Genomic DNA, 25,330 nt, shown 5'->3' on the forward strand with positions numbered 1-25,330 from the left:
CAGTGTACTTTTTGGGTACATGAACACCGGAAGCTTAGAAGAGAGCCATTTGCAGGCGATCACGGCCGGAATAGCGCAGGCTCAAAACGCATTCCGGAAAGTGCGAGGCGTTTTCGGATAAGATGCGCGACAAATCTAATGCGCTTCGTCCCAGTTATGTGCGGCCCGCGCATCGACGTGGAGAGGAACCGATAAAGACACCGCAGGCATGGCCGCATTTTCCATGATCGTGCGCACGACAGGTATGGTCTTTTCGACTTCTGTGTCAGGCACCTCGAAAATTAGTTCGTCATGAACCTGCAACAGCATGCGTGCTGCGAGCGTCTCCGTTTCGAGCGCCTCTTCCATGCGGATCATGGCGCGGCGAATGATGTCGGCGGCAGAACCCTGGATCGGTGCATTGATCGCCGCGCGTTCGTTGAAGGCACGCACCTGCGGGTTGGAGGCCCTGATCTCCGGATAATGCGCACGGCGCCCAAAGATCGTCTCGACATAGCCATGCTCGCGGGCAAAAGCCTTTGTCGCTTCCATATAATCCTTGATGCCTGGAAAGCGTTCAAAATAGGTGCGGATATATTGGCCAGCTTCCTCTCGTGGAATGGAAAGCTGGTTGGCAAGGCCGAAGGCAGAAATGCCGTAGATGATGCCGAAATTGATCGCCTTGGCACGACGGCGCACGTCGGATGGCATGCCTTCCACTGGTACACCGAACATTTCCGATGCCGTCATGGCATGAATATCGATACCATCGGCAAATGCCTGTTTCAATTGGGTAATATCGGCGACATGGGCCAGAACGCGTAGCTCGATCTGGCTGTAATCGGCAGAAATCAGCTTGTTGCCGGGCTCTGAAACGAAAGCTGTCCTGATCTTGCGGCCTTCGCTCGTGCGCACCGGAATATTCTGCAGGTTCGGATCGGACGAGGACAGGCGCCCCGTCGAGGTCGATGCCATGGAATAGCTGGTATGGACGCGTTTTGTGCCGGGGTTAATAAAACCCGGCAGCGCATCGGTATAGGTCGATCGGAGTTTGGTGAGCTGGCGCCAGTCAACGATCTTGCGCGGCAGTTCGTGGCCAGCAGCGGCCAGATCTTCGAGCACCTGAGCGGAAGTGGACCACTGTCCGGTCTTGGTTTTGCTGGCACCGGGCAGGCTCATCTTGCCAAACAATATATCGCCCAGTTGCTTGGGCGAGCCGGGATTGAATTTTTCCCCCGCCAGTTCATAAATTTCGTCCTCGAAGCGGGCGGCACTTTGCGCGAGTTCCCCGGAAAGCCGCGACAGCACTTGTCGGTCGACCGAAATACCGCGCTCTTCCATACGCGCCAGAACGTCGATCAGCGGGCGTTCAAGGCGCTCATAAACCGACATCAGTCCTTCGGCTGCAAGGCGTGGTTTCAACACCTGCCAGAGGCGCAGCGTCACATCGGCGTCTTCTGCGGCGTAAGCCGTGGCGCGTTCGATATCGACCATATCGAAGGTCACGGCGCTTTTGCCACTGCCCGCCACGTCCTTATAGGGGATCGGCACATGGCCAAGCCAGCGTTCAGACAGCGGGTCCATGCCGTGGCCGCCGGTGCCTGCATCCAGCACATAGGAAATCAGCATCGTGTCGTCGAAGGAAACGATATTGACCCCATGGCGGCGCATGACCAGCCAGTCATATTTCATGTTCTGCGCAACCTTCAGAACCGACGCATCCTCAAGCACGATTTTCAGCGCGGCCAACGCGTCATCAAGCGCGATCTGCCCCTCGACCAGCCCGCCGCCCAGAAGATCACCGGCACCGCTTTTATGCTGCAAGGGCACATAGGCCGCCTTGACTGGCCTGCCGTCCTGCGGGGCCAGCGCCAGCGAAAACCCGACCAGTTCCGCCTGCATCGGATCGAGTGAATTGGTCTCGGTGTCAAAGCCAACCAGTCCGGTTTCAAACGCTTCGGCCAGCCAGAGGTTCAGCGTGGCGATATCGCGGATAGCGACATAGGTGTCACGGTCAATCTTTGTAGCAAGACCCGCTGCTCCCCGTTTTTCCGCAAGGGCTTTGGGTGTCAGACCAGCGGTTGGCGCTTGCGGCACTGCGTCAGACACGGGTGTGTCGAGCTTCGCAGGCACATCCATGTCGGGGCCATGCACATCAGAAAGGTCGGCATCCTTGCCCCAGTCGGTTTCGATATGGCAGGGTTCGATAGCCGATGCGTCCGTATCGGTGGCGTCCGCCACGCGCCGTGTAAGCGAGGTGAATTCGACGGCCTTCAAAAAGCCGATCAGGCGTGGGCCGTCCTGCGGCTCCAGCACCAGTGCATCAAGTTCGACATCAAGCGGCACATCGGTTTTAAGTGTCACCAGTTCGCGCGAGATCTTGGTTTGCTCGGCAAAGGCGATGATATTTTCGCGGCGCTTGTTCTGCTTGATTTCACTGGCGCGTGCCAGAAGCGTGTCAAGATCGCCAAATTCGGTCAACAATTGTGCCGCGGTTTTGGGGCCGATGCCGGGAATGCCTGGAACATTATCGGTTGAGTCGCCCGTCAGCGATTGCAGATCGATCATTTTCTCAGGACCCACACCCCATTTCTCGATCACTTCGGGAATGGAAATCTGCTTGTCCTTCATGCCGTCATACATCGACACATTTTGCGTGACGAGCTGCATCAGGTCCTTGTCGGAGGAGACGATAGTGACGTCGCCGCCTGCCTTTTCGGCAAGGCGCGCATAGGTGGCGATCAGGTCGTCGGCCTCAAATCCTTCCTTCTCGATGCAGGGCAGGTTGAAAGCTTTTGTCGCCTGTCGTATCAGGCCGAATTGCGGGATGAGGTCTTCGGGCGGCGCCGTGCGGTTGGCCTTGTATTCAGGATAAAGCGTGTTGCGGAAGGTTTTCGATGAATAGTCGAAAATGACCGCGAAATGCGTTGGCACCACCCCGACCTCGGTGTCGCGGGCGTCTTTCAACAGCTTCCACAGCATGTTGCAGAAGCCGGAAACAGCACCGACCGGCAGCCCGTCCGATTTGCGGGTCAGCGGCGGGAGGGCATGATAGGCCCGGAAAATATAGCCCGAACCGTCAACGAGAAAGAGATGATCGCCTTTTTTCATGGCACAAGGATTAGATCAAAGCGCGTGAGAAGGGAACATGTTCTCTGTCAGCAGCCACCGCCATCCACTTGAAAGCTGTGCAGGATGATCCGCTAGGGTGCCAGGGGGCTTAAGGATTCCAACATTTGCTCTTACTAGCCATCACGCCGCCATAACATTTTTGTTACATATTTGTAATATTCAATGCCCTTGAATAGCCACTTTTGAAGGGCCAAATCAGGGACATCGACAGTGCGTCGATCTCCGGTTTTTCAACCCGTCCCCCGTTGGATGCCGGATGTGACGGTAGCCTCATTCCCCTCTCCGGGCTGCCGTCTTGAGTGTAGTGATATGGCCGTTACGGTATCCCCCCTCACCGTGACGGCCAATTCATGTCCACTGTCTGTTTTGCATGCGAATTGGGTTTCTTCTGCGCGTTGCTGGTTGTAGTGTGCCGGCAGTTCTACGACTCGTCAGGAAATAACCATGTCCGCGCCATCACTCGATAAAGTTCTCGATCATCTCGACGCCAATCTCGACCAGAGCCTCGAACGCCTGTTCGACCTGCTGCGGATCAAATCGATTTCCACCGATCCCGCCTATAGGGATGATTGCCGCAAGGCGGCGGAATGGCTGGTCGAAGATTTGAAATCGATCGGTTTTAGAGCAAGCGTACGTGACACGCCCGGCCATCCGATGGTGGTCGCCCATCATGAGGGGGCGAGCGCTGACGCGCCGCATGTGCTCTTCTATGGCCATTATGATGTGCAGCCGGTTGATCCGCTCAACCTTTGGGAAAACGACCCGTTTGAGCCTGCGATCAAGGATATGGGCAATGGCCGCAAGATCCTCACCGGGCGAGGCACGTCCGACGACAAGGGGCAGTTGATGACCTTTGTCGAAGCCTGCCGCGCCTATAAGGCCGTGCATGGCAATTTGCCGGTCAAGGTGACGCTTCTGTTTGAGGGTGAGGAAGAATCTGGTTCGCCATCGCTCAAACCGTTCCTTGATGCGCATAAGGATGAGCTCAAGGCGGATGTGGCGCTGGTCTGCGACACGGCTATGTGGGACGCTGAAACGCCCGCCATCAGCGTGGGCCTGCGCGGGCTTGTTGGCGAGGAAATCGTTATTCATGCCGCCGACCGCGACCTGCATTCGGGCTTTTTCGGCGGTGCTGCCGCCAATCCGATTCATGTGCTTTCGAAAATTCTGGCCGACCTGCACGACGAAACCGGTCGCGTGACGGTTGCCAATTTTTATGACGGCGTGGAAGAGACCCCATCGCAGATACTGCAATCCTGGGAAAGCCTTGGTCGCACGCCGGATAATTTCCTTGGACCTGTCGGCCTCTCCGTGCCCGCGGGTGAACAGGATCGCAGCGTTCTCGAACTGATCTGGGCGAGGCCTACGGCAGAAGTCAACGGGATCATCGGCGGTTATACCGGCGAGGGTTTCAAGACGGTCATCGCGGCTGAAGCATCGGCCAAAGTGTCGTTCCGTCTGGTGCACAAGCAGGACCCGGACAAAATCCGCGCCGCCTTCCGTGCTTTTGTTGAAGAACGCCTGCCTGCCGATTGCTCGGTGGAGTTCCACCCGCATGGCGGCTCGCCGGCAATCCAGTTGCCCTATGACTCACCGCTGGTCTCCAAGGCCAAGGATGCGCTTTCCGACGAATGGCCAAAGCCTGCCGTGTTGATCGCCATGGGCGGCTCGATCCCGATTGTCGGTGATTTCGACACATTCCTCGGCATGGAATCGCTGCTGGTTGGTTTTGGTCTGGAAGACGACCGCATCCATTCGCCCAATGAGAAATATGAGCTGGACTCCTTCCACAAAGGACAGCGCTCTTGGGTTCGGATTTTGGCTGCTATCGCCGCCAAGTAGAGTTCGTATCATGGCGGCAATCGCTGACAAATAAGGAATAATCACATATGACGATTCGTTTTCATAAAAACGATCTGCCAGATCTCGAACATTATCAGGTGGATCAGGTTGCCATCGACACCGAAACGCTGGGATTGAACCCGCATCGCGACCGACTTTGCGTGGTGCAGATTTCGCCCGGCGACGGCACGGCCGATGTTATCCAGATCGAGGCAGGGCAGAAGAAGGCGCCGAATCTGGTCAAGCTTTTGAAAGACCGCTCGATTACAAAAATCTTTCATTATGGCCGTTTTGATCTCGCCGTGCTGGCGCATGCCTTTGGTACCATGCCGCAGCCGGTCTTCTGCACCAAGATCGCTTCGAAATTGACCCGCACATATACGGATCGCCATGGGTTGAAGGAAATCTGCGGCGAGTTGCTCGAGGTTTCCATTTCCAAGCAGCAGCAGTCTTCGGACTGGGCAGCGGAAGTGCTTTCACAAGCACAGCTTGAGTATGCGGCATCCGACGTTCTTTATCTGCATCGCCTTAAGGCGGTTCTGGAAAAGCGCCTTGAGCGCGACGGCCGCGCAAAACAGGCTGAGGCCTGCTTCAAGTTCCTGCCGACACGCTCCGAACTCGACCTGATGGGCTGGCCAGAAGCGGATATTTTCGCGCATAGCTGACAATGATCACAAGGATTTCCCTTGCGTCTGTCGGGATATTTCATTGTTTGAGCAATTGAACCGGCAGGGAAAAATTCTGCCGGTTCAGTTCTTTGATCAGAACGCTTACTTGTGCGGTGCTCCAAGTGCGCAGATCGGGTATGGAATTTTGCCCGGAGCTGCGCAGTCGTCTAAGCATTTCTGCCAGTCATGCGAGAAAGCGCATGCAGAAGTATAGCCGACACAGGACAGGCTGCTGACGCAATCGTTGAACAACCGGCACCCGAGTTCGTTGCGCCGACCTTCACTTGGAATGGCGACATCTATGGTGTGGACTTCTCTGAAAGCAAGACGCTGACTGGCTGGACCGTTGGCTCCGACTATGCCGCGACTGACAATGTGATCCTGCGTCTTGAATATCGTTATGCCGATTACGGCGAAAAATCGCACAACTTCAACGGCTTACGGGTCAAGGATGACTTCAAGACCAATAAAGTCCGTTTTGGTGTCACTTACAAGTTCTGATCTTTGATTGAATAGCAAAAAACCCCGCTTCGGCGGTGTTTTGTGGATTAGAATTTGCATACTTTCTGTGTCCAGAAGATATTTCATCCTAACAATATAATAATAAATCTATTTTAAGTGTAAAGTAATAATTATAATTAAATAAGTTATTTTCAATAAAAATATTGTTTCTGGATTAAATTATTTGATATTTTATTGATGTTGCTTAAATGATACATAATATCTTTAAAGACATCCTATAATACAGCTGTATTTTTAATCGATATTTCAATCAGGAGATTTTTTATGAAGTTAAAGTTATTTCTTTTTGTCTCGGTTGCCTGTGCGGCCGCTTCGGGTGTAAAAGCCGCCGATGCCATTGTGGAGCCTGCTCCGGTGCCCGTGGTCATCGCTCCGTCCTTTGCCTGGAAGGGTGCCTATATTGGTGGCCAGGTCGGTTATGGTTGGAGCAAGTCCGATTTCAGCAGCGGTTTCGCCACCTTCGACAAGCAGAAGCCGGATGGTTTCCTCGGCGGTCTTTATGCCGGTTATAATTTCGATCTCGGAAACAACGTCGTTCTTGGTATTGACGGCGATATTACTTACAATGATGTTTCCAAAGGTATTAACATTCCCGGTAGTAGCTTTGCCCTCGGGAGCTTTGACCATAAGCTGCGCTGGTCGGGTGCCGTGCGTGCCCGTGCTGGCTATGCCTTTGACCGCTTCTTGCCTTATATTGCCGGTGGCGTGGCTTTCGGTAGCGTGAAGAATAATGGCGACATCTATGGTGTGGACTTCTCTGAAAGCAAGACACTAAGTGGCTGGACCGTTGGCGGTGGCTTTGACTATGCCGCGACTGACAATGTGATCCTGCGTCTTGAATATCGTTATACTGATTACGGCGACAAATCGCACGACTTCAACGGCTTGCGGGTCAAGGATGACTTCAAAACCAATGATGTCCGTCTCGGTGTCGCTTACAAGTTCTGATCTTTTGTTGAATAGCAAAAAACCCCGCTTTGGCGGGGTTTTTTATGATTAATGCTTGCAGAATTTCTGTGTCCAGAAGATGTTTCATTGCGACAATATAATAAGAAATTTATGATGGTTTTATCTTTGGTATTACAATAATAATTATAAATAAACACCTATTGCTCATATGTTAAAATATTATTAGTTAAAATTACAACAAAATTGGGATAAATTACTTAGTATTTCGAGAGGGTGGCTGTGGTGATATATCCTCCTTGAAGACGTCCTATAATAATATATCCGTATTTTTAATTGACGTTTCATTCAGGAGATTTTTTTATGAAGCTTAATTTATTTCTTCTTGTCTCGGGTGCCTGTCTGGCCGCTTCGGGCGCACAAGCCGCAGATGCCATTGTGGAGCCCGCTCCGGTACCTGTCGTCATCGCTCCGTCCTTCACCTGGTCGGGCGCCTATATCGGCGGACAGGTCGGCTATGGCTGGGGCAAGTCGCGCCTGACCGCTTCTAATCCGGACGATGATGTTAATATCTTCAATTTAAAGCCGGATGGTTTCCTTGGCGGTCTTTACGCCGGTTACAACTTCGACCTTGGCAATAGTGTCGTGCTGGGTATCGATGCCGATGCGACCTATAATGATCTGAGTGGAAAACAGTCTGAAACTATCGACGACGTGACGGGCACACTGGAGAGTAATCTACGCTGGTCGGGCGCGCTACGCGCACGGGCAGGCTACGCCGTTGATCGTGTTATGCCTTACATCGCGGGTGGTGTTGCGTTCGGCAATATCAGCGCTAAAGTTACAGTGCTGGGTGAGAGTCGCGAGGCGACCAATACCTATACCGGTTGGACTGCTGGTGCTGGTGTGGATTATGCCGCCACTGACAATGTGGTTCTTCGGCTTGAATATCGTTATACGGATTACGGCAAACACAGCTATGAATCTCAATATTCAAAGGTCGACAACAAGTTCAAGACCAGTGACGTCCGTCTCGGCGTTGCCTATAAGTTTTGATGTCAGAACAAGAAAAAGCCCCGCAATGCGGGGCTTTTTTATGGAGCATAAGCGGTTGAATGCCACCATTACACATCCAGATTGGCGACGCTCAATGCGTTTTCCTGGATGAATTCGCGTCGCGGTTCCACCTCGTCGCCCATCAGGCGAGAAAACAGCGAGTCCGCATCCGTGGCGTCGTTGACCTTGACCTGCAACAGCGAACGCGCATTCGGGTCGAGCGTGGTTTCCCACAGCTGCTCGGCATTCATTTCTCCGAGACCTTTATAGCGCTGAAGCGTCAGGCCCTTGCGTCCGGTGGCAAAAATCGCTTCCAGCAACGCCACTGGACCCGAAACGGTGTCGGCCTTGTCCTTGCGCCGCAGGACTGGCGGCTCAACGAATGTGTCAGCCAGCCGTTCCGCCACACGCGCAATCTGGCGAGCATCGGCAGAGCCGAGCAGTGCCATATCGAGAATTGCGACATCCTTCACACCGCGTACGGTGCGCTCGAAACGGTAGCCGCCTTCGCCCGTAACGTGGCCGCTCCAGCCGCGCTCTGTCTCTTCCGAAATCATGTCGAGGCGCTTTGCGACCATATCGGCGGAGGCTTGCACGCTGGCGCCATCGCGTGAGGCTTCGGGGTTGAGCAGGCCTGCAATCGCCGACTGTTCAACCACGGAGCGATCATAGCGATTATGCAGGCCGGTGAGAAGCTGGCGCAGAGTGCGGGCATCATCGACCAGTGCGCGCAGATCGGGACCGGCACGCACTTCGCCATGGGCCGCCTCAAGGGCTGCTTCTTCAAGCCCTGTTTCGATGAGGAAGTCCTCGAAGGCTGCCTCGTTCTTGATATATTGCGAGGATTTTCCGCGTGTCACCTTATAAAGCGGCGGCTGCGCGATATAGAGATGGCCGCGCTCGAAGAGTTCCGGCATCTGTCGGAAGAAGAAGGTGAGCAAGAGAGTGCGGATATGCGCACCGTCGACGTCAGCATCGGTCATGATGATGATCTTGTGATAGCGCAGCTTGTCGGGGTTGAAGCCGTGCGTCTCGTCCTTGCCGATCGAGGTGCCGAGTGCGGTTATCAGTGTGCCGACCTGCTCAGACGACAGCATACGGTCGAAACGTACGCGCTCGACGTTAAGGATCTTGCCGCGCAAGGGCAGAATCGCCTGGTTCTGGCGCGAACGTCCGCTCTTGGCGGAGCCACCGGCTGAGTCACCCTCGACGATGAACAATTCTGATTTTGCGGGATCCCGTTCCTGACAATCGGCAAGCTTGCCCGGCAGCGAGGTGATGCTCAGATTGCTCTTTCGCGTGATGTCGCGGGCCTTTCGGGCGGCCTCACGGGCGGCTGCGGCCTGAATGACCTTTTCCACCACGATCTTGCCTTCGGTCGGGTGCTCTTCCAGCCATGTGGAAAGCGCCTCGTTGACGAGGCTTTCGACCACGGGTCGCACTTCCGAGGATACCAGCTTGTCCTTTGTCTGCGAGGAGAATTTCGGGTCCGGTACCTTGACCGACAAAACGGCGGTCAGGCCTTCGCGGCAATCGTCGCCGACCAGCGAAACTTTTTCCTTTTTCGTCATTCCAGAGGCATCGGCATAGCCGGTCACCTGACGCGTCAGCGCACCACGGAAACCTGCAAGATGCGTACCGCCGTCGCGCTGGGGAATGTTGTTGGTAAAGCACAGCACCTTTTCATGATAGGTGTCGTTCCACCACATGGCGACTTCGACCGTCATGCCGTCTTTTTCGCTGCGAATATAAACCGGCTCACTGATCAGCGGTTTTTTGCTCTGGTCGATATACTTGACGAATTCTTCAAGCCCGCCATCATAATGCAGCACCTGCTCGCGCACGTCGGCGTGACGATTGTCGGCAAGCTTGATGCGAACGCCGGAATTGAGGAATGCCAGTTCGCGCAGGCGGCGCTCCAGCGTGTCGTAATCGAATTCGACCATGCTGAAGGTGTCGGTCGAGGGCAGGAACGAAACAGCCGTTCCGGTTTCGCCATCCGCCGTCTCGCCGATGACCGCAAGCGGCGCATCGGCCACGCCGTGGGTGAAGCTCATTTCGTGGATTTTGCCGGCGCGACGGATGGTTAGCCTCAGCCAGACAGAAAGCGCATTGACCACCGACACGCCCACGCCGTGCAGACCGCCGGAAACCTTGTAGGAATTCTGGTCGAACTTGCCGCCAGCATGAAGCTGCGTCATGATGACTTCGGCGGCTGAGATACCTTCTTCTCTGTGAATGTCGGTCGGAATACCACGACCATTATCGGTCACGGTGCAGGAGCCGTCGGCATTCAGCGTCACGGTGACGAGTGTGGCGTGTCCGGCCAGCGCTTCGTCGATAGCATTGTCCACGACTTCGTAGACCATATGATGCAAGCCAGAGCCGTCGTCCGTATCACCGATATACATGCCCGGACGCTTGCGAACGGCGTCCAGACCTTTGAGAACACGAATGGAATCCGCACCATATTCGGCGGGTGCTTCGGAATTCATCGATGGCGTATCGGTCATGAAAATCTTTCGAAAACCTGCTGCGAATGCAGCATTAAAGAACATGTCGAATCACACGACAAAGATGGCTTTAATATAGGCGCTAAAGGCATTTTTTCCAAATTTTACATCGAAAATTGCCGGGGATTCTTGCCCTTTTGCCGCCCATATCGCGGTCGGCACGAAATATGCGGCGATTATGCTTCTGCCCGTTGCTCCTCTGCGGCGATTATAAATCTGGAAGCGCCACAATTGGCTCTTACATAACAATGCGAGGGGCAGTTTTGATCTGCGAGGTAAGTCAGAATGGACGTCTTAATCGCCAACACGCAAGATACGGCAAGACCTTTTGTGCCGCCTGCACCGCGTCCACGCGAGACGCCGGTGGGGCGTTTCGAGATGATGCGGGTAGTTTACAAAAATCCGCTCGAACTCTGGGGCGAGCCGATCTACAACGAGCCTTGGGTGGATTCAAGCTGGCTGGGTATGCGCACGATCATCGCCAATGATCCGGGGCTTATCCGTCATGTTCTCGTCGATCAGGCCGCAAATTATCCGATGTCGGCGATCCGCCAGCGTGTGCTGCGCCCGCTTTTGCGCGATGGACTCCTCACTGCGGAAGGTGCCGTCTGGAAGCGATCGCGCAAGGCCATGGCACCGGTTTTCACTCCGCGTCATATCGGCGGATTTGCGCAGATTATGCGCGAGCGCTCCCGGTTGTTCGTGGAGCGTTACAGGACGGATGGTGTCATCACCGATGTAGCCCATGACATGACGTTGTTGACCTATGATATTTTGGCTGAAACGTTGTTTTCAGGTGAAATCGCGGGCGACGCTAACGACTTTGCCCGACAGATCGACAAATTGTTCGAGACGATGGGCCGCGTTGATCCTTTCGATCTGCTGGGCTTGCCCGACTGGTTGCCGCGCTTTACGCGCCTGCGCGGCAAGCAATCGCTTGGATTTTTCCGCCAGATTGTCGCCGACACCATTGCGTTGCGCAAAGCGCGCATGGACAAGGGCGAGGCAGTCCCAAGCGATTTCCTGACGCTGCTTTTACGCGCTGAAGGCCCTGAGGGTTTAAGCCGGGCCGAGATCGAGGACAATATCATCACTTTTATCGGGGCGGGCCACGAAACAACGGCGCGTGCGCTTGGCTGGACGCTTTATCTTCTCGCCAAGGCACCCGAGGACCGTGCGCTTGTGGAGGCGGAAATTGACGCGTTCTTTGCCGATGGCGGCCATGATGTACCACCGCAGGACTGGCTTGCGAAACTTCCCCTAACGCGGGCGGCCTTTGAAGAGGCGATGCGGCTTTATCCGCCAGCCCCTTCGATCAATCGCGAGGCGGCCAAGGATGATTGCTATGGTGATCTGAAGATCGCCAAGGGGACGGCGGTCCTCGTCATGCCGTGGGTGATTCACCGGCACAGGCTTTACTGGGATCAGCCTGACGCCTTCATGCCGAGCCGTTTCTGGCCGCAAAATCGCGACAGTATCGACCGCTTCCAGTATCTGCCGTTCGGAGCGGGGCCGCGTGTGTGCATCGGTGCGAGCTTCGCGCTTCAGGAAGCGGTGATTGCGCTGGCGACGCTGCTTGATGGGCGGCGCTTCGAGGCGTTGGAAACCACGAAGCCCTGGCCGGTGCAGAAGCTTACCACCCAGCCGCAGGGTGGCCTGCCCATGAAGGTTAAGAAGCGCTGATCAGCGCTTCAACCGCTCACCATGCCACTTCAGATGCTCTCCCATAAAGGTTGAGATGAAGAAATAGGAATGGTCATAGCCTTCGTGCATGTTCAGCGTCAGCGGAATCTCGGCTTGTCTGCAGGCTGATTCCAAAAGCCACGGGCGCAGGCCTTCCTCCAAAAACCCGTCGGCTGCGCCCTGATCGACCAGAAATTCCGGGAAACGATAGCCATCCTCGATGAGGTTGACTGCATCATAGATGCGCCATGCCCGCTCTTCGGGACCGAGATATTTTTCCAGCGCCGGTTTTGACCATCCAGCGGTCGAGGGTTGCACGATAGGTGCGAAAGCTGATGCTGATTTGAAGCGGTCCGGATTTTTGAGCGCAATGGTCAGTGCGCCATGCCCACCCATGGAGTGACCGGTGATGGCCTGTCGCTCCATGTCGAGCGGAAACTCGCTCGCCACCAGTTCGGTCAGTTCTTCTGTGATGTAGCTATACATCTGATAATTTTTGGCAAAAGGCGGCTGTGTCGCATCGACATAAAAGCCCGCGCCTTTGCCGAACTGCCAGTTATCCGGCTCGTCAGGCACGTCGTCACCGCGCGGGCTGGTATCCGGGCAAATGACGGCAATTCCAAGTTCTGCTGCCATTTGCCGATATTCACCCTTATCCATCACGTTCTGGTGCGTGCAGGTTAGGCCGGAAAGATACCACAGCACTGGCACTGGACCATCTTGCGCCTGCGGCGGCAGGAAAAGTGCAAAGGTCATGTCGCACTGGTTGGTTTCGCTTTTATGGCGATAGACGCCCTGCGTTCCGCCAAAACCTTTTGCGGTGGAGATGGTTTCCATCGGTTGTCTCCTATGCTGCTTTCGAAGGGGCAAGCCGCATATCGACATGCGGGATACCGTCTTCGAGATATTCTTCCGAAATGACCACGAAACCGAAAGAGCCATAGAATTTCTGCAAATGGCTCTGCCCGCCAAGTTCGATGGCAAGGCCCGGAAACTGTTCTTGCGCAAAGGCGATGGCTTCGCGCATCAGCTGCTGGCCGAGCTTAAAGCCGCGATAATCGGCGTGAACCACGACGCGGCCGATTTTCGCCGGTTTGCCTTCGGTCTCAGGAGGAAGAACCCGCAAGCTCGCCGCAAGTTCCTCTCCATCCAGAATACGCAGCTGAAAGGCGTTGAAATCCTTGCCGTCGATCTCGGGGTAGGGGCATTTTTGTTCGACCACGAAGACATCCACGCGCAGTTTGAGGATTTCATAAAGTGCGCGCGGCGTCAGATCGTCGAATGCATCCCAGCAAGAGACGAAGGTTTTTTCCCTCATTAGTAAACCACCACCGAACGGATCGACTTGCCTTCATGCATGAGATCGAAAGCCGTGTTGATTTCGTCGAGCGGCATGGTGTGGGTGATGAGATCATCGATATTGATCTTGCCATCCATATACCAGTCGACGATTTTCGGCACATCCGTCCGCCCGCGTGCGCCGCCGAATGCCGTGCCTTTCCATACGCGTCCGGTGACGAGCTGGAACGGGCGTGTGGAAATTTCCTTGCCAGCTTCCGCAACGCCGATGATGATCGATTCACCCCAGCCGCGATGGCAGCATTCGAGCGCCTGACGCATGACATCGGTATTGCCGGTGGCGTCGAAGGAATAATCGGCCCCGCCATCGGTCAGATCCTGTATCGCCTGCACTACCTTGTCATTGCCGATCTCACGCGGATTGACGAAATCGGTCATGCCGAATTTTTTGGCCATTTCAACCTTGGACGGATTGATATCGACGCCGATGATCTTGTCGGCGCCAACCATACGTGCACCCTGAATGACATTGAGCCCGATGCCACCAAGCCCGAATACCACCACATTGGAGCCCGGACGGACTTTGGCGGTATAAATTACCGCACCGATGCCCGTGGTAACACCGCAGCCGATATAGCAGATCTTGTCGAACGGCGCGTCTTCGCGCACCTTGGCCACGGCAATTTCCGGCAATACGGTGAAATTGGAAAAGGTCGAGCAACCCATATAATGGAACACATCGCCGCCGTCACAGGAAAAGCGCGTGGTGTTGTCGGGCATGAGGCCTTGCCCTTGCGTCGAGCGGATGGAGGTGCAGAGGTTCGAGCGTTGCGAAAGGCACGTCTTGCACTGGCGGCATTCCGGCGTGTAGAGCGGAATGACGTGATCGCCCGGCTTGACAGAGGTCACGCCCGCGCCCACTTCGCGCACGATGCCAGCACCCTCATGACCGAGAATCGCCGGAAATTTTCCTTCCGAATCAAGGCCCGAAAGTGTGTAGGCATCTGTATGGCATACACCGGTCGCCATGATCTCGACCAGCACTTCGCCCGCCCGAGGTCCGCCGATCTCGACGGTTTCAATGGTCAGCGGCTTGTTGGCTTCCCATGCAACGGCTGCACGTGATTTCATGATGGTGTTCCTCTTCTTCGTATTTCTGTAACGCGCCTATTTAAGATAGGTCCGCAAAATTCGCATAATGGCGTCGATTTCGGTATCGGGATCAGTTTGCGGCGTAATTGTCGAGCGCGCCTGCCCAAACGTCTCGCGAAAATGGCTTTCCAACACTTCCGCCATCAATCCGTTGGTGGCGCCGCGCAGGGCTGCGATCTGCTGCAGCAAGGCTGCGCATGCGGTGCCGGATTCAACAGCCCGTTCAAGTGCCTCGGCCTGTCCCTTGATGCGCTTGAGACGTGTGAGAGCACGTTTTTTATCTTCCGGTGAATGCGGCATGAAACCTCCCGATCTCTTAACAAGCTATATACTGTAGGGGAGTATGTCAATTGGCGCAGAATCTTTCTTTCGTAGCATGGCTTCGCGTCGTCGGCAGCGTAGGGGGAATTCTATTTCGTCACGAGGTGATGCCTTGCGGGACAGGCAACGCAATGGGATAAGCAGCACAACACTCGATTTCATGGAAACGCCTGTGCCGAAACTGCCCGATCTTCCAGTCACCCGCATTCTGCCTGAACTCGACACGGCATTGAAGACGCATGCAAGCGCAGTGCTCGTCGCGCCTCCCGGTGCGGGCAAGACCACGCTTGTGCCGCTCCATCTGCTGGATGCAGACTGGCGCAAGGACGATATGATCTTGGTTCTCGAACCCAGGCGTCTGGCCGCACGCGCCAGTGCGCGGCGTATGGCGGCATTACTCAATGAAGAACCGGGCGAGACGGTCGGCTATCGCATGCGGCTTGAAAGCAAGGTTTCGGTCAAGACCAAAATCCTTGTCGTAACCGAAGGCGTCTTTGCGCGTATGATCCTCGACGATCCTGATCTCAAGGGTGTTGCCGCCGTCCTTTTCGATGAGTTTCACGAGCGCAGTCTCGATGCCGATTTCGGTCTTGCGCTCGCGCTCGACGTGCAGGCGGCGCTGCGCGAGGATCTGAAAATCCTCGTCATGTCGGCAACGCTCGATGGCGCACGCGTGGCCTCCCTGCTTGGCGATGCACCAATCATCGAGAGCGAGGGCCGTGCTTTTCCGGTCGATATTCGCTATCAAGACCGCAAACCCGGTCAGCGCATCGAGGATGCGGTTGTGGGTACAATCCAGACAGTACTTGGTCAGGAGAACGGCAGCGTTCTGGCTTTTCTGCCTGGGCAGGGCGAAATCGAGCGCGTTGCAGGTATTCTCGAGCGAGTTTTGCCGGCTAATGTTATCCTTGCACCACTCTATGGTGCACTCGAAGGACAAGCTCAGGATGCGGCGATCAAGCCCGCGCCAAAAGGTTTTCGCAAGGTGGTGCTGGCAACATCAATAGCCGAAACCTCGATTACCATTGATGGGGTGCGCGTGGTGATCGATTCGGGCCTTGCGCGCCTGCCGAAATATGAACCTGATACTGGGCTGACGCGGCTTGAAACCGTGCGTGTCTCACGCGCCAGCACCGATCAGCGCGCCGGTCGCGCCGGGCGTACCGAACCGGGGATCGCCATCAGACTTTGGCACCAGGGCCAGACGGCATCTTTGCCAGCTTTTTCGCCGCCGGAAATTCAGGAGGCCGACCTCTCTTCCCTTGTGCTTGATGCAGCCGCATGGGGGGTGACCGATCCGACGGCCTTGGCCTTTCTCGATTTACCTCCGAAACCGGCGCTGAAGGAGGCAAAAGCACTTTTGCATCGGCTGTGTGCGCTTGATGAAACAGGGCGTTTGACGCGTAATGGTGAGGCCATGCGCAAGTTCGCTTTGCCGGTGCGCCTTGCCGCAATGGTGCTTGCGGCTGGCCAACGCGGTGAAGCGCAAAAAGCGGCGGAAATCGCCATGCTTTTGACCGAGCGCGGCCTTGGCGGCAATGATGTGGACCTTGAAACCCGCTTTTCACGCTTTCGTAATGATCGTTCACCGCGCACGCAACGCGCCAAGGGTCTTGCAAAGCGGATTGTCAGTTCGATAGCCAAGGAAGGTACGCCTGCCAATTCCAGCGTCGGGCGCATGTTGATCGATGCCTATCCCGACCGCGTTGCAAAAGCGCGTGGGACATCGGGGCAGTTTTTGCTGGCCAATGGTCGCGGCGGCGAGGTCGATCAGGCGTCACCCCTCAGCCGCGCATCCTGGCTGGTGGTGACGGATATGGCCGGGCGGGCCGGGCGCGCACGCATTCTTGCGGCGGCTGAAATATCAGAAGCTGAAATCCGCGAGGCGCTTCATGACAGGATCGAAAGCGGCCGGCAGGTCGTCTATGACGCGGAAAAGAACGCGCTTCGCGCCCGCGAAGCAGTGCGGATCGGCGCTGTTGCTTTGTCTGAAAAGTCGCTTGCCGCTCCAAGAGGTGCAGTCGCCGATGAAGGCGTGATAGAGGCGCTGCGCACGCATGGGTTGGACATCTTGCCATGGAGCAAGGACGCGCAAATCTTGCGCCTTCGTCTGAGCTGGCTCTATCGCGGCCTTGGCGATCCATGGCCGAAAATGAATGACGAGCATCTTCTGGAAACGCTTGAAGACTGGCTGTTGCCGTTTCTGACCGGTGAAGCGCAGCTTTCCCGTATCTCCACGCACGCGCTGAAAAATGGCCTGATGAGCCTTGTGCCCTTTGAGCGGCAACGCCATGTCGAGCAGCTCGCGCCAACGCATTTCACTGTGCCGACCGGCTCGCATATTCCCATCCGCTATGATGCAGAGGAGCCAGTTCTGGCAGTGCGCGTTCAGGAGCTTTTCGGCCTCTCCACTCATCCATCGATCGCCAATGGCAGTGTGCCCTTGTTGCTGGAGCTTTTGTCTCCTGCCCATCGCCCGATCCAGATAACCCGTGATTTGCCGGGTTTTTGGGCGGGCTCATGGGCTGATGTGCGCTCTGACATGCGTGGACGTTATCCCAAACATGTCTGGCCGGAAGATCCGGCCAATGCGCAAGCCACGCGAAGAGCGAAGCCGCGCGGCGCATAAGGACCTGCGACCGGATAACTCAGTTTCGCTTGCATTTCCCGGAGTTGTTGCCGCATAAGAAGCCCATATGAGGGTTTTATGCACGCAGAATTTGACAATCGCGCTTCCAATCTTTCCCGCCGCCCACGGCTGACCACGCTGGTCCGCGTGCGCTGGCTTGCCATTGTCGGGCAGACGGCAGCGGTTATGTTTGTAGCACTTTATCTGCAATTTCCGTTTCAGATAGGCGTCTGCTTTGCGCTGATCGCAGCCTCCGCATGGCTCAATCTCTATCTCTCGTTTCGCTTTCCCGCCAGCCACAGGCTGACACCGATGGCCGCCAGTCTCGGGCTTGGCTTCGACGTGCTTCAGCTTGCAGGCCTACTCTATCTGACCGGCGGGCTTCAAAACCCCTTCGTCATCATGATGGTCGTGCCAGTGATCATTTCGGCCACCGCGCTTTCGGCGCGTCATACATTGGCGCTGGCCCTTCTGGTCGTGGTCTGCACCTCGGTGTTGACGGTTCGCTATGAACCACTGCCCTGGTATCCGGGTGAAACGCTCGATCTGCCTTTACTTTTTGTCATTGGTATCTGGTGTGCCATCGTGTCTGCTTTGGGCTTTACCGGGGTCTATGCCTACCGCATTGCCGAAGAAACCCGTCAGCTCGGTGATGCCTTGACCGCAACCGAACTGATTTTGCAGCGCGAGCAGCACCTCACCGCGCTCGATGGTCTTGCCGCGGCTGCAGCGCACGAGTTGGGGACACCGCTTGCCACAATCGCACTCGTGGTCAAGGAAATGCAGCGTTCGCATATGCAGGATACGGGCCTTGCGGAAGATATCGCATTGTTGCATTCGCAGACCCAGCGCTGCCGGGAAATCCTGCAACGGCTAACCAGCCTGTCTTCGGAGGGCGAGGAGCATATGTCGCGTCTGCCGTTATCCTCGCTGATCGAGGAGGTGATTGCTCCGCATCGCGATTTCGGTATCAGGCTCGATGTGCACAAGCAGGAAGGGCCGAAGCCGGAGCCGGTAACGCGGCGCAATCCCGGTCTTCTTTACGGGTTAGGTAATCTGGTGGAGAATGCGGTCGATTTCGCGCGCGAAAATGTCATCGTCACCTGGGGCTGGGAAGACAATCAAGTCAGCGTGACCATTCAGGATGATGGCGATGGCTTTAAACCAGAAATTCTCGACCGTATCGGGGAACCTTATATGAGTAGTCGCGACAGCAGCCAGCATGGCGGCGGTCTGGGGCTTGGTTTGTTTATCGCCAAGACGCTACTGGAGCGTTCCGGCGCACAGATCACTTTCCGTAATCGCAACAATCCGGGGCAGGGGGCCGAGGTCAGGGTGATTTGGCCGCGCTCTGCATTTAACCGCGCATGAGCGGTCCGTATAAAAAATCCTGTGCTCAACTTTTTGTGCGTGCTTTCAAAATTATTGATTGAATACAATTACTTGCTAGTATAATGGGAATTCCAGACAGCAGGAATTGCTTTAAGGATTCAATGGCTATTTGACTTTTTGACGCAGGGATATCAATAAGGATACAAAAACTAAGGCAGGAAGTACCCGATGGACGACTTGAAGCAGGAAGATACCGAAGCCATAGGCAGCGACCCCACCCTCCTTCTGGTTGATGATGACAAACCTTTCTTGCAGCGTCTGGCGCGTGCCATGGAGAGCCGGGGCTTTCAGGTGATGACAGCCGAATCGGTTGAAGAAGGTATCGCGGCGGCAAAGGCCGCTGCCCCCGCCTATGCCGTTGTGGATATGCGTCTGGGTGATGGAAACGGCTTGGACATCATCGAAGCCATCCGCACCCGTCGCACCGATACCCGTGCCATCGTGCTGACCGGCTATGGCAATATCGCGACGGCTGTGAATGCCGTAAAACTTGGTGCCATCGATTATCTTTCCAAGCCTGCGGACGCCGACGAAGTGTTTGCAGCGCTGACCCGCCGTCCGGGCGAGAAGGTTGCGCCGCCAGAAAATCCGATGTCGGCAGACCGTGTGCGCTGGGAGCATATTCAGCGCGTTTATGAAATGTGCGAACGCAATGTGTCCGAGACGGCGCGTCGGCTCAACATGCATCGCCGCACATTGCAACGCATCCTGGCCAAGCGCGCGCCTCGCTGATTTTTGGGCTAAGTCTATTCAAGGTCTGTTTCGGGCACTTCCAACCCTGCAAGCTCAGCTATTGTCAGCCGCGCAGCACCCACACGAGCAAAGCGCAGCATCAGCGCCTTGCGGGTGCTGCCCGCAAGCTTGTGTTCGGGCGCATCGCGCAAGATTTCAGCTCCGTATCCGTCCGAGAGGATGAAGCCGCAATCTTTCGGGAAAATATCCTGCGGTACGCCCGGATGGGTGGCAAAAAACAGCCGGTCACAATAATCGCGATAGTCCGGCCATTTGCGATCAGCCTTCCAGTCCTCAATCGAGGATTTAATTTCCACGATCCATATTTCACCTTTGCGGCTGACTGCGATGAGATCCGCACGCCTGCCGGACGCAAGCGGCAATTCCGGTAGGGCGGCAAGCCCCATTTCCAGAAAAAGTCGTTGCACACCGCGTCGCACGATGAGGGCGTTTTCCGACTGTCTTCCGTCTGAAAGAGGATGCGTCCGGTGGGGAATCACAATGGGCATGATTGTTACTTTGCGCGTGAATTGGGAGCGAAACAACCAAAAACCCGGTGTTAAATAAGGCGAACTTATGCGATGCGATCGCCAAATATGGCGAAAACGCAGAATTATGGCAAAAAGAAGAATTTTTCAATTTACGGTTAACGTGCGGTTAACAATACTGCCGCATCATCTGGCTCGACCGAGCGATTCGCTCTTATGACGGCAACATTAATCTGGATTTTCTTGGGGGAATGCATGGATTTTCGCGTTCTTAAACTGACGACGGCACTCTTTCTTGCTGGCGCGCTTGCCGGCTGCTCCACGGTTGGCGGAACTTTTTATACGGCCTCTTATTCGTCGGTCAGTGATGCTGGTTACACGATCCCGGCGATCCCCAGCGAAAAAATCCCGAGCCAGTATCGTCGCCAGATCGTCAGCTATTCGACCAGCGAAGCGCCGGGGACGATCATTGTCGATACGCGCGAGAAATTCCTATATTTCGTGATGCCAAACGGCAAGGCCATGCGCTACGGCATTGGTGTGGGACGCGAAGGTTTTGGCTGGTCCGGCACCGCACGTATCGCGATGAAGCGCGAATGGCCGACATGGACGCCGCCTGCTGCAATGATCCGTCGCCAGCCGGAACTGGCCCGCTATCGCAATGGTATGAGTCCAGGGCTCAAAAACCCGCTTGGAGCGCGTGCGCTTTATCTCTTTAACAAGGGGGGGGATACCGGCTATCGCATCCATGGTACACCGGAATGGTGGTCGATCGGAAAATCAATGTCGTCTGGTTGTATCCGCCTGATGAACCAGGATATTCTTGATCTTTATGAGCGTACCGAGAAGGGCGCCAAGGTTATCGTCAAGCAGTAAAAAGCTTGCATGAGCCAAGACAAAGGCCGCTTGATGCGGCCTTTTTATATGCAGATATGAAAATTAAGATCAGATCTGTTCGACCTGCTGCACTTCCGGCACGAAATGGCGCAGCAAATTCTGGATGCCGTGCTTGAGCGTGGCAGAAGAAGATGGGCAGCCTGAGCACGCGCCCTTCATGTGTAAAAACACCGTCCCGTTCTCAAAACCGCGAAATGTGATGTCGCCGCCATCCTGTGCCACAGCTGGACGAACGCGTGTTTCGATCAGTTCCTTGATCGTTTCGACAAGTTCCGTGTCGGCTTCATCGAAAAATTCCTCGTCACCATGATCAGCACCGGTATCTGCATTGCCTGCCATGGCTGATGCACCCGACATGAAATGTTCCATGATCGTCCCGAGAATGGCTGGCTTCAAATGTTGCCACTCTCCGTCTTCCTTGGAGACAGTGATGAAATCATAGCCGAAGAAAACACCGGTTACACCGGGAACCGCAAAGAGTTTCGCGGCCAGCGGCGAGGTAGTGCCAGCGCTTGCGGCATCGCGGAAATCGGCCGTTCCTTCGGGCATGACTACCTTGCCGGGCAGGAATTTCAGGGTCGCCGGGTTGGGCGTGGTCTCGGTCTGGATGAACATGCACGTTCTCCGTTTACAAAATCTGGAACCATTCCAATAAGCGCATCCGCGTCGCGAAGCAAGCTCGACGGCACGATGGGCGGTTACCTTGCCATCAATATAGGGTGATCACGTCACCGCATCAATGTCTTCGTCGGTGAGCGCTTCAGGAACGACGGTCACAGGAATTGGAAACTGCGCGCGGGCTGCAAGGGACTGTACCAGGGGGCCGGGGCCTTCCTTGCCGGCACCTGCGGCGAGAACCAGAATGGCGATGTCCTGGTCTTCCTCGATCAGCCTGATCAGTTCTTCTGCCGTTTCGCCTTCACGGATGCTTAGTTCCGGTTCGATCCCTTGCTGCTGGCGCATGGAGGCCGCGAATTTTTCCAATATTGTCCGCGCCCGTTCCTCGGCCTCGGCGCGCATGATTTCACCAACCCCCAGTATCTGCTGAAACTCGGAATTATCGATCACGAACAGCAATACCAGCGAGCCGCCGGTATTTTTTGCGCGGCGTGCGGCATAGGCGACCGCCCGCTCGCATTCGGGGGTTTCGTCGATGACAGCAAGAAACTTGCGACGGTGACCGGCTTCGCGGCTTAATCGTTTGGATACCATGGGCGCAATTTGCCATTCTGTCCGCCCGCCCGCAAGCGATAAAGACATGCTTAAAAACAAAAACTGAAAGCGCGTTTCTTAAATAGCATTCAATCCAACACGCTTTAGCAGATGTTTTTTCAGGCCTTCTTTATTCAGTCCTGAAGCCAGCCGATGATCTCGCGGACATGGCGCATTGTCTCTTCTGCAATCACGCTTGCGCGTTCTCCGCCATCGCGCAGCACCTGATCGATATGGGCGGGATCAGCAACCAGACGGCGCATTTCATGGGTGATGGGCGAGAGTTTGGCGACCGCCAGATCAGCCAGTGCGCTCTTGAATTCGGAGAACTGGCGACCGCCGAATTCATCGAGAATGTCCTGTTTCGACTGGGAAGCAAGGGCTGCATAAATACCGACGAGATTGTCGGCTTCTGAGCGACCGGAAAGGCCGTCAACTTCCGAGGGCAGACCATCGGAATCGGTCTTTGCCTTGCGGATTTTTTTGGTGATCGTCTCTTCGTCATCAATCAGGTTGATACGCGAGAGGTCGGAAGGGTCAGATTTCGACATTTTCTTGGTGCCGTCACGCAACGACATGATGCGCATGGCAGGGCCAGAAATCATCGGATCGGTCAGCGGGAAGAAGCCCGAGACCGTCTCGTCGCCCACCTGCATGTCGGTGCCGATGCCAAGTGCCGCGATGCGGTCAGAATAATCATTGTTGAATTTCTGCGCAATGTCTCGGGTCAGTTCCAGATGCTGCTTCTGGTCTTCGCCAACTGGCACGGCGGTGGCGCGATAAAGCAGGATGTCGGCGGCCATCAGGCTCGGATAGGCGAAAAGCCCGAGTGAGGCGTTTTCACGATCCTTGCCGGCCTTGTCCTTGAACTGCGTCATGCGGCTCATCCAGCCCATGCGCGCCACGCAGTTGAAGACCCATGCCAGTTCTGAATGCTGGCGCACACGGCTCTGGTTGAAGACGATGCTCTTTTTGGGATCAATGCCTGCGGCCAGAAACGCTGCCGTCACCTCACGGGTGGATTGCATGAGTTCAACCGGATCAGGCGAGACGGTCAGCGCATGCATATCGACCACGCAATAGATGCAATCCTGCGTTTCCTGCACCTCGACCCACCGCTTGATCGCCCCCAGATAATTGCCGAGGTGAAGATTTCCGGTCGGCTGGACGCCGGAGAAGACAAGCGGTTTGAACGTGCTCATGTTGGTTTCCTGCATGGAGTAAATGGCCTTCGCCGGTGGAGAGCGAAGGGATTTTGAATGCGCGTGTTTTCGCAGACGCTCTGACTGCTTTCAAGCGCAATTATTGCGCATCGTCGGATGGTGTTTTTTTGCCGCCTCGTTTCACATTGCGCCGGATCATCGCCATGTTGGCACCGCCCAGCGCAAAGGCCAGCGCGAAATAGATGAACATGGCAGCCGCGACAATGGCACCGACCGTCGACGCCTGCACAACAAGCGGTGCCGCCGAGGAAAGGGCATTGTGGAAATAACCGATGGCATAATGAATGCTGACCGCCATGATTGCTGCTGCAATCATCAGGCGCGGGACGCGTTTTACCAACGGTGCATCCTGTCCCCAGTGCCCGCGCCGCACCAAAGTGGCAAACAAAAGGCCAGCATTGACCCAGCCTGCGATGATCTCGGCAATGGCTATGCCCGATGGCCCCATACGTGGAAACAGCGTCAGCGCCAGCGAAATATTGACCACAACGGAGATGCCCGCGAAAATCATCGGCGTACGTGTATCTTCGCGCGCAAAAAAGCCGGGAATGAACGCTTTGATCAGCACGAAGGCTGGCAGGCCAAGCCCATAGATTGCGAGGATGGAAGAGACGGTAAGCGTCGATTGCCAATCAAACTGTCCGCGCTCGAACAAAAGCCGCACGATGGGTTCCGACATGACAAGGAGTGCGGCGGCAGCAGGCAGCGTCAAGAACAGCGTGAATTCGACCGAGCGGTTTTGCAGGTTGGAGGCCTCGTTCATGTGGCCTGCACGAAGCGCACGCGACAATTCGGGCAAAAGCACGGTTGCCACTGCAATGCCGACGACACCAAGAGGCAACTGGTAGATACGGTCGGCATAAACCAGCGACGAAACCGCTCCTTCCATGCCTGATGCGATATTGGTGTTGATCAAAAGGTTGATCTGGGTGATGCCGCCTGTGATGGCGGCAGGCAGAGCCAGCACCAAAAGCCGCTTGACATTAGGAGTGAGGCGCGGTCTGCGAAAGCCGATTTTTATGCCCGCATTGCGCACCGCGACCCACACAATCACCAGTTGCACGATGCCCGCGGCCATTACGCCCCAGGATAGCCCATAGCCGACGGTGAGCGCGTCATGCCCATTCATCCAGGCATAGGCGAGAACGCCGATCAGGATGATGTTGAGAAAGACCGGCGCAATGGCGGCTGCAAAATAACGATGCAGGGAATTGAGCATACCGCCCATCATAGCCGCCAGCGACATGCACGCGAGATAGGGGAACATGATCGTGGCAAGCCGCACGGTGTTGTCGAACTTGGTCGGGTCGTCGCTAAAACCGGGTGCTATGATCGTGCGCACCAGAAACGGCATCGAGAGTTCCATCACGATGGTGATGACCAGAAGCACGCTAAACAGCACGCCAAAAACTTCTTCGGAAAAGCGGTGTGCGCCATCAATGCCGTTGTTTTCGATCTCTTTGGCAAAAAGCGGCACAAAAGCCGAATTGAACGCGCCTTCGGCAAACAGGCGACGAAACGTATTGGGAAAGCGGAAAGCCGCGTTGAAGGCATCGGCTACGGGCCCAGTGCCAAGGGCTGCCGCCATGAACATTTCGCGCGTGAAGCCGAAAATGCGGCTCATCAGCGTGCCGGATGCGACGGTCGCGAACTTTTTAACGAGACTCATATCAATGCCTATGCT

At 55.6% G+C, this 25,330-nt stretch carries 20 protein-coding genes and 1 pseudogene; 10 read left to right on the forward strand and 11 right to left on the reverse strand.

What is annotated here, in order from left to right:
• Positions 1 to 135 precede the first annotated feature (135 nt).
• Entirely contained in the window at positions 136 to 3,090 is a 2,955-nt protein-coding gene (gene polA / locus AAIB41_RS10575; protein ID WP_343313325.1) for a DNA polymerase I, read from the reverse strand.
• 465 nt (positions 3,091 to 3,555) lie between these two features.
• Here polA and AAIB41_RS10580 point away from each other — a divergent pair, with 465 nt between their 5' ends.
• From AAIB41_RS10580 to AAIB41_RS10600, 5 genes and pseudogenes are all read left to right on the forward strand, one after another.
• Positions 3,556 to 4,953 carry a dipeptidase gene (locus tag AAIB41_RS10580; RefSeq protein WP_343313326.1) on the forward strand — a complete coding sequence of 466 codons (1,398 nt, stop codon included), beginning with the start codon at positions 3,556 to 3,558 and terminating at the stop codon, positions 4,951 to 4,953.
• Positions 4,954 to 5,000: 47 nt separating this feature from the next.
• Positions 5,001 to 5,618, forward strand: a complete 618-nt coding sequence (locus tag AAIB41_RS10585) for a ribonuclease D (protein WP_343313327.1) — start codon at positions 5,001 to 5,003, stop codon at positions 5,616 to 5,618.
• Positions 5,619 to 5,909: 291 nt separating this feature from the next.
• Positions 5,910 to 6,122: pseudogene (locus AAIB41_RS10590) on the forward strand (outer membrane beta-barrel protein); the annotation flags it as partial.
• A gap of 285 nt (positions 6,123 to 6,407) precedes the next feature.
• Positions 6,408 to 7,091, forward strand: coding sequence for an outer membrane protein (locus tag AAIB41_RS10595; RefSeq protein WP_343313328.1), 684 nt, complete (start codon positions 6,408 to 6,410; stop codon positions 7,089 to 7,091).
• 321 nt (positions 7,092 to 7,412) lie between these two features.
• Positions 7,413 to 8,105 carry an outer membrane protein gene (locus tag AAIB41_RS10600; protein WP_343313329.1) on the forward strand — a complete coding sequence of 231 codons (693 nt, stop codon included), beginning with the start codon at positions 7,413 to 7,415 and terminating at the stop codon, positions 8,103 to 8,105.
• A gap of 68 nt (positions 8,106 to 8,173) precedes the next feature.
• Here the strand turns inward: AAIB41_RS10600 and gyrB are convergent, their stop codons facing one another.
• On the reverse strand, positions 8,174 to 10,618 hold the full coding sequence (gyrB, locus tag AAIB41_RS10605) for a DNA topoisomerase (ATP-hydrolyzing) subunit B (RefSeq protein ID WP_343313330.1): 2,445 nt from the start codon (positions 10,616 to 10,618) through the stop codon (positions 8,174 to 8,176).
• A gap of 285 nt (positions 10,619 to 10,903) precedes the next feature.
• Here gyrB and AAIB41_RS10610 point away from each other — a divergent pair, with 285 nt between their 5' ends.
• Positions 10,904 to 12,301, forward strand: a complete 1,398-nt coding sequence (locus AAIB41_RS10610) for a cytochrome P450 (protein WP_343313332.1) — start codon at positions 10,904 to 10,906, stop codon at positions 12,299 to 12,301.
• On the opposite strand, the gene fghA is transcribed toward AAIB41_RS10610, so the two are convergent.
• The 4 genes from fghA to AAIB41_RS10630 are packed head-to-tail and all read right to left on the reverse strand — an operon-like array spanning position 12,302 to position 15,052.
• Complete coding sequence (gene fghA / locus AAIB41_RS10615) at positions 12,302 to 13,138, reverse strand: S-formylglutathione hydrolase (protein WP_343313333.1); 837 nt, start codon at positions 13,136 to 13,138, stop codon at positions 12,302 to 12,304. It lies immediately after the preceding gene.
• Between the two features lie 10 nt (positions 13,139 to 13,148).
• Positions 13,149 to 13,619 carry a GNAT family N-acetyltransferase gene (locus AAIB41_RS10620; protein ID WP_343313334.1) on the reverse strand — a complete coding sequence of 157 codons (471 nt, stop codon included), beginning with the start codon at positions 13,617 to 13,619 and terminating at the stop codon, positions 13,149 to 13,151.
• A complete protein-coding gene (locus tag AAIB41_RS10625) occupies positions 13,619 to 14,731 on the reverse strand; it encodes an S-(hydroxymethyl)glutathione dehydrogenase/class III alcohol dehydrogenase (protein ID WP_343313335.1) in 1,113 nt (370 codons plus the stop codon). Before AAIB41_RS10625 ends, AAIB41_RS10620 begins: the two co-directional genes overlap by 1 nt.
• A 36-nt stretch (positions 14,732 to 14,767) precedes the next feature.
• Positions 14,768 to 15,052, reverse strand: a complete 285-nt coding sequence (locus tag AAIB41_RS10630) for a metal/formaldehyde-sensitive transcriptional repressor (protein WP_343313336.1) — start codon at positions 15,050 to 15,052, stop codon at positions 14,768 to 14,770.
• Between the two features lie 193 nt (positions 15,053 to 15,245).
• On the opposite strand from AAIB41_RS10630, the gene hrpB reads away from it, so the two are divergent.
• From hrpB to regA, 3 genes are all read left to right on the forward strand, one after another.
• A complete protein-coding gene (gene hrpB, locus AAIB41_RS10635) occupies positions 15,246 to 17,702 on the forward strand; it encodes an ATP-dependent helicase HrpB (RefSeq protein WP_343313337.1) in 2,457 nt (818 codons plus the stop codon).
• Between the two features lie 78 nt (positions 17,703 to 17,780).
• Positions 17,781 to 19,073 carry an ActS/PrrB/RegB family redox-sensitive histidine kinase gene (locus AAIB41_RS10640; protein WP_343313338.1) on the forward strand — a complete coding sequence of 431 codons (1,293 nt, stop codon included), beginning with the start codon at positions 17,781 to 17,783 and terminating at the stop codon, positions 19,071 to 19,073.
• 189 nt (positions 19,074 to 19,262) lie between these two features.
• Positions 19,263 to 19,826 (forward strand): global response regulator transcription factor RegA, encoded by a 564-nt coding sequence (gene regA / locus AAIB41_RS10645; RefSeq protein WP_343313339.1) that lies wholly within the window; start codon positions 19,263 to 19,265, stop codon positions 19,824 to 19,826.
• 14 nt (positions 19,827 to 19,840) lie between these two features.
• Here regA and AAIB41_RS10650 read toward each other — a convergent pair whose 3' ends face one another.
• Complete coding sequence (locus tag AAIB41_RS10650; RefSeq protein ID WP_343313340.1) at positions 19,841 to 20,335, reverse strand: MmcB family DNA repair protein; 495 nt, start codon at positions 20,333 to 20,335, stop codon at positions 19,841 to 19,843.
• 234 nt (positions 20,336 to 20,569) lie between these two features.
• Between AAIB41_RS10650 and AAIB41_RS10655 the strand changes: the two genes are divergently transcribed.
• On the forward strand, positions 20,570 to 21,190 hold the full coding sequence (locus tag AAIB41_RS10655; protein WP_343313343.1) for a L,D-transpeptidase: 621 nt from the start codon (positions 20,570 to 20,572) through the stop codon (positions 21,188 to 21,190).
• 69 nt (positions 21,191 to 21,259) lie between these two features.
• Here the strand turns inward: AAIB41_RS10655 and AAIB41_RS10660 are convergent, their stop codons facing one another.
• The 4 genes from AAIB41_RS10660 to murJ all read right to left on the reverse strand — a co-directional run bounded on the left by AAIB41_RS10660 (position 21,260) and on the right by murJ (position 25,315).
• The gene (locus AAIB41_RS10660; RefSeq protein WP_343313344.1) at positions 21,260 to 21,826 is read right to left on the reverse strand and encodes a NifU family protein; all 567 of its coding nucleotides are present in this window, start codon (positions 21,824 to 21,826) and stop codon (positions 21,260 to 21,262) included.
• Between the two features lie 108 nt (positions 21,827 to 21,934).
• Complete coding sequence (locus AAIB41_RS10665) at positions 21,935 to 22,471, reverse strand: universal stress protein (protein WP_343313345.1); 537 nt, start codon at positions 22,469 to 22,471, stop codon at positions 21,935 to 21,937.
• An 86-nt stretch (positions 22,472 to 22,557) separates the two neighbouring features.
• The gene (trpS, locus tag AAIB41_RS10670) at positions 22,558 to 23,625 is read right to left on the reverse strand and encodes a tryptophan--tRNA ligase (protein WP_343313346.1); all 1,068 of its coding nucleotides are present in this window, start codon (positions 23,623 to 23,625) and stop codon (positions 22,558 to 22,560) included.
• Positions 23,626 to 23,725: 100 nt separating this feature from the next.
• The gene (murJ, locus tag AAIB41_RS10675; protein WP_343313347.1) at positions 23,726 to 25,315 is read right to left on the reverse strand and encodes a murein biosynthesis integral membrane protein MurJ; all 1,590 of its coding nucleotides are present in this window, start codon (positions 25,313 to 25,315) and stop codon (positions 23,726 to 23,728) included.
• Positions 25,316 to 25,330: the final 15 nt, after the last annotated feature.

The organism is Brucella sp. BE17 (genome assembly GCF_039545455.1).
Taxonomy (GTDB): Bacteria; Pseudomonadota; Alphaproteobacteria; order Rhizobiales; family Rhizobiaceae; genus Brucella.